The sequence below is a fragment of the uncultured Campylobacter sp. genome (assembly GCF_938045775.1).
GTDB lineage: Bacteria > Campylobacterota > Campylobacteria > Campylobacterales > Campylobacteraceae > Campylobacter_B.
The window spans coordinates 1-5,584 of record NZ_CALIBH010000284.1; the positions used below are offsets into that span (position 1 = coordinate 1).

The window sequence follows — 5,584 nt, forward strand, 5'->3', positions numbered from 1 at the left end:
TACTTTATTCGCGCCGTCTAGCAGCGAATACTCGGTGTGAAGGTGCAGGTGGGTGTAGTCGCTCATTTTGATCCTTTTTTGATTTGGAAATTATAGTAAATTCGGGCTTTAGAAACGGTCAAATTTAATGGAATTTTAGCTTAAATTTCAGCGCGAAATTTTACGAGCAAATTTTGTTACGGAATTTTACTTCGGAGGTTTTACATTCTGGGTTTTGCGGATTAAATTTTGATAAAATTTTAAGTTTAAAATGCTGTGATGAAATTCCACTATCATAAAATTTCACCTCGATGGAATTTTGAGCTAACGCAATTCCGCAAAATTCTACGACTTAAATCATCGTAAAATTTTGCGGTTTAGAATTCCGCTTGCAAAGCCTTGCGGCTCTACGATCTTGAGAATTCCACGATCGCTTTGGCAAGCTCTCTAGTAGGATCGACGAAAATTTTATCGCTTTTGATTAACGGCAAAAATAGCGGCAGCTCAGTGCAGGCAACGACATAAATATCAGCATCGATTTTGCCTAGCAAATTCTCAAAAGCCCCCACGTATTCAGCAGTCTTGCCCGCCTTAACTCCTTTGTAGATGCAATCCATCAAAATCGCTTGATTTTCTTCGCCAAGCTCCACGCTGATTAGCCCTGCTTCTTTAAGCGGATCGTCGTAAATTTTAGCTTTTTTTGTACCAATAGTGGCTAGCACAGCGATTTTATGGGCGTTTGGATAATTTCTGCGGATCGCTTTTACGGTGACCTCGGCAATATGAATTAGCGGGATTTCCGCCGCAGCTTCTACATCGTCTGCGAAAAAATGCGCCGTGTTGCACGCCATTGCAAACGCCTTGCAGCCTGCATTTTTGAGCCTAACGGCGCTCTCGCTTAGGCGCGGAAGCGGATTTTCGCCCTTGCCTAAGATAAATGCCGTGCGATCTTCGATCTGCGGATAGCTATCGATTACAAGCGGAATATTTTCTTGATCACTGCCCGCAGCAGTCTCTTCTATGATCTTCATATACAGATCCGCACTCGCCAAAGGTCCCATTCCACCGATAATCCCAACTCTTTTCATAGCTCGTCCTCTCTAAATTTTAATTGGGTTAATTCTCCCACTTACTCATATCCATTTCGTTTTCGCTCTTTGCGACGTAGATCGACGCGACAACATCGCCCGTTACGTTCATCGAGGTTCGCCCCATATCCAAAATCGCATCAATGCCTAAAATCATTCCGTAAGCGATCGCTACGTTACCACTTACCTTGACGCCGATAGATTCGAGCACTAAAAGCAGCATCAGCGCACCAGCTCCCGGAACTCCGGCAGTTCCGATCGCAGCAAGCATCGAAGTGATGATGATCGTGAGGTAGTGGCTGCTATTTAGATCGATACCGCAAGCATTAGCGATAAAGAGCGAGCAAACGCCCAAATACACGGTCGTGCCGTTCATATTCACCGTAGCACCCACGGGCAAAACAAAGCCGTAGATCGCCTTTGGAATTCCCATATCTTCGGCGGTTTGCATCGTAATCGGAAGCGTGCCGTTGGAGCTGCGGGTAACAAAAGCCGTAAGCATCGGCGGACGCACTTTTTTAAGGAATTTAATCGGGCTAACTCCGATAAGCATACAAATAACGCAATAAACCGCAAATACTTGAATCGCAAGTCCCACGTATAGGGTAATCGTGACATTTAATAGCGAGCTGAAAGCCTCGATACCGCTTTTATTAAACACTACAAACATTAGCGCAAAAACGCCAATTGGCGCGTATTGCATCACCCAGTGCACGACCTTAAACATAATCTCACTCATTCCGTCGAAAAAATTATAAACCGTATCAGCGGAATTTTTAATACGAGCATCACTACTGTCGCGGCAAAACGCAAGCCCTACGCCAAGAAATAAGCAAAACGCGATGATCGGCAAAATTTCGCCCTTGGCTATGGAATCAAAAGGATTCGTAGGAATTATATTAAGCAAAATTTTACTCATACTAGGCGCGTTCGCTGCCTTTTCGACAGCCTTGGACGCATCGCTTAGATCAAGCCCGCTACCTGGAGAAAATATAAACGCACACGCTAGGCCGATGACGATCGCAAAAAGCGTCGTTATAGCGTAAAATATGATCGCCTTAACGCCTACTTTACCCAGGTGCGCGGGCGAGATGCTGCTCGTGCCCACGATGAGTGAGCAGATGATGATTGGCACCATGATCATCTTTAAAAGCCGCACGAAAAGATCTCCCAAAGGCGTTAAAATCGCTACCCACGTGGTATCGCCTACCGGCATATTTTTAGGTAGCAACATACCGATCGCAGAGCCCAACACTAAAGCGATAATGATGCGCCAAAGCAAGCTTGAGTTAAAATAAAAGGCTAAAATTCCGCCTTTTTTCGTTTGATTTTCTGACATGGACATCTCCCTGCACTAAGAATTTTAACGGAATTCTACCGCAACTTGCCATAAAATAAAATTTAATCGGTCGCCAAATGAAAGTTAAATTTGAAAATTCGATCACAAGCTTAACCGCATTTTAAAGCTGAAATTATGCGGCAGGCTTTGTTTTTTGAAGTTATGAAGCAGAATTTCAAAGGAAAAACGACACATGAAATTTTATAGAATTTTGCGGATTTTGATGCAGTGAAAAGCCGAAATTTTGTGGTGGTGGGCTCACTAGGACTTGAACCTAGGACCATCCGGTTATGAGCCGGATGCTCTAACCAACTGAGCTATGAGCCCGCCAGCGGTAAAAAAGAAATGTGATTTTACAAAAATAATCTTAAAACGGCGTTAAAATCAATCATAAATTTCACGCTTATCACTAAGCGAATGTCACGATAAACTCTATGGCGCGCAGCACGACTTTTGTGCAAAATTTAGCGCCGCTTTGAAAGCGAGCAAACAACAAATCAAAGCAAACGATTTAAAATTTAACGGCGCGATTTAAAATGCGTCGCAGTGCACAAGCTAACGACAAACGCACCGCTAGGATTTACAGCGCATTACGGCCTTGCGTAATCTTGCGCCAAATTTAAATTTAAAATCGTGCCGCAGTAAAAATGCCTCATCACATACGGAATGCGAGCGAACCGCGGAAGCTAGCAATGTACCGTATCGCATACGGCAAAATGTCAAAAGATAGCTGAGCAAGCGCACATGCCGTATTGCGTACAAAAACCACAAGCAAATTACAGGCGAGCCGCATAATCGTATCGCGTAGCACGGCGCTTAGCGCGATACGGCACCGTTTAGCATTCACAAAGATGGCGGATAAAAAGATAAATTTTGATGCAAATTTCATCTTTGCGCGCAAATCCTCTTTTAAATCCGCCGCGATAAACTCGCCGTACTCGCGAACCAATCAAAAGCTTTCTACGCTAATAGGCGATCTCGACAATATCTCGGCGCCGTAATGATTTTCAGACGCTCCCTTGCAAATCTTATTTTCGGCATCGGGCCCTTTTTCGATAGTGATCGTTTTCTTTTTGTTATCCACGCTGATTACGAAGCATTTGTAGATATTCGCGCCCATTAGATACGCCGAATTCACTCCGTTAGATATTAAAGGAACATTCGTCATAGCCGAAAGATCGGATGAGAATTTTCCATATCCCATATTATAGATCCTTATATCAGTTTCAACAGTCATTAAATTTGTCGTCAACTTAGCAATCTCCGCATCCTCCCTAGTAGCCAATAAGTTCACTCTTGGTAGCACAACCGCTGCTGCGAGCAAAACAAGCACCACGCTACATACCGTAGCTACTATCGTCACTACGGATAGCTTCTGAGGCGTTACGTCGTATTCGCAGTTTTGTAGCAACTCTGCGGCTGCGCTTTGCTGCACTCCGCTTATCTCGTCTGCTTTAGCCGCAGCCACTCTATGTCTTAGTTCCTCGGCTAAATCGTGGCTGATGCAAACCTTATCTACAGGATTAAAGATAGTGCCTAGAGACTTGGCAAGCACGATAGCGCACGGAATTCCGATGATGGTAATGAACTGACCTATAACCGTAAAAATTCCACCAATAAAAAGCCAAATACCAAAAACTATGATGTAAATGACCTTAACGATATTCGCGTAAGTCTGATACGTCATATGCACCGCGTCGGTTATCGATCCTTTCTTTTTACGCACCATATCGTGCGTAAAGGGCAAAAATAGGAATTTGCCATATTCCATAAGACCTAACCCCACGGGAGCGGTCACGACTAAAATGGTAAGGATCAAACCTGACAAATAGGTCAAGATAGCAAGGATCCAACCAGCCATAAAAAACCAAATAATGTTACCTAAGATACGCATATTTTACCTCTTTATAAATTATGCAAATCAAGCGAGCCGTCTACCTCAGACAGCTCGCACAGCCTCTCATCCGTTTTGCAAAGCATTTGGCACAACTCGCGCGAAAAGGCGCGCCGAAGCGCTATGGCGCGGCAAAGCGCTAAAACGTGCCGAAACACTAAGAGATACTAAGGCGCACACCCCTTTAGCGCAACGCGCCCACGCCTGCGGCTATGGCGTGCAAAACGAGCCTTATGCATGCAAACCACCGTATGCAAAACAACTGTGGAATGATAGGAGGGGGGGGGGTTAACGATTGGTAACAAGCGCTTTTGCGCGATAAAATTTTACCCTGCAAATAGCTATGGCAAGGGAGTTTGCGAAATTTAAAATTTATTTTGAAAGGGTTAGGAATTTTAAAAATTTTGACGCTAAAATTTTGAAAAATTTTATGAATTTTTGTGAATTTTGCGAACCAAAATTTTAGAATTTTCACGGCGCAGTAAAGCGAAATTTTAAAATTCTGCTACGAATTTTGGCGCGAGCTTTAGCAAAAACTTTCTCCACTAATTTTAATACAAATTTGACGCGCAGACTTACTGTGAATTTATGTAAATCCAGCATAATGCTTTGCCTAGGATTTTTGTGTAAAGTCTTTGCGACAAATTTTAGCAAGAACCTTACGAGAGCTTTGATGCGAACCTTTTCGAAAACGCTCGTCATAAATTTTTAAACGGATTTTATGGCCTCGGGCATATCTAGTCAATAAATTTTACGCGAATAGCATCCTTATCGCGGCAGCAACTCAGTTTTATCAAAATAGAAATTTAGCAAACAATTTTTACGCCACCGCAAGCGTATTTGCTGAGATGAAATTTCAAAAACAAAATTCCGTCGCCACGTAAGCAGTGCCGCTATCAGGGTAAAATTTATAGACAAAATTCCTAGCACCAAAACTGCTACTTGATATTTCACAAAATTTTAGTGCCACTCTATCATAGATAGCTACCGCATTATTTTGAAAAATTTTAATCTCACGCCGTCTCGAAGCCGAGCGTTATGCTACTTATGCAAATTCTAGCTTCGCGCCGCGCAGAGCCAAGCCGATCTAAGCCTAATCCTCCGCTTCGCCCTCCGCCGCAATCGCTTCGAGGCTTAAAATTTCATCGACGTCCTCCAGCTGCGCTACGCCGCTTCCCGCGATACTTCTGATGCTTGCGTGCATCGCGATCGCGCCGTCTCGCGCACGGGCGATCTGTTTTTCGCGCTGTTTCCAGATGCGCTCCATCGCGTTGCGCTCCTTAT

The 5,584-nt window shown here is 43.8% G+C and carries 3 protein-coding genes, 1 tRNA gene and 1 pseudogene; all 5 read right to left on the reverse strand.

Annotated elements, in window-relative coordinates; all coding sequences use genetic code 11:
- Positions 1 to 386: 386 nt before the first annotated feature.
- A complete protein-coding gene (locus tag Q0238_RS11915) occupies positions 387 to 1,067 on the reverse strand; it encodes an amino acid racemase (RefSeq protein WP_297946425.1) in 681 nt (226 codons plus the stop codon).
- Between the two features lie 28 nt (positions 1,068 to 1,095).
- Positions 1,096 to 2,406, reverse strand: coding sequence for a dicarboxylate/amino acid:cation symporter (locus tag Q0238_RS11920; protein ID WP_297946428.1), 1,311 nt, complete (start codon positions 2,404 to 2,406; stop codon positions 1,096 to 1,098).
- A gap of 250 nt (positions 2,407 to 2,656) precedes the next feature.
- Positions 2,657 to 2,733 (reverse strand) — tRNA-Ile (locus Q0238_RS11925).
- 622 nt (positions 2,734 to 3,355) lie between these two features.
- Positions 3,356 to 4,300 carry a YccF domain-containing protein gene (locus tag Q0238_RS11930; RefSeq protein ID WP_297946431.1) on the reverse strand — a complete coding sequence of 315 codons (945 nt, stop codon included), beginning with the start codon at positions 4,298 to 4,300 and terminating at the stop codon, positions 3,356 to 3,358.
- 1,093 nt (positions 4,301 to 5,393) lie between these two features.
- Positions 5,394 to 5,584: pseudogene (locus Q0238_RS11935) on the reverse strand (DUF2130 domain-containing protein); the annotation flags it as partial.

Bases quoted from the DNA above. Each gene is read 5' to 3' on its own strand.
- Q0238_RS11915 (WP_297946425.1), bottom strand. From the start codon at position 1,067: ATGAAAAGAGTTGGGATTATCGGTGGAATGGGACCTTTGGCGAGTGCG.
- Q0238_RS11920 (WP_297946428.1), bottom strand. From the start codon at position 2,406: ATGTCAGAAAATCAAACGAAAAAAGGCGGAATTTTAGCCTTTTATTTT.
- Q0238_RS11930 (WP_297946431.1), bottom strand. From the start codon at position 4,300: ATGCGTATCTTAGGTAACATTATTTGGTTTTTTATGGCTGGTTGGATC.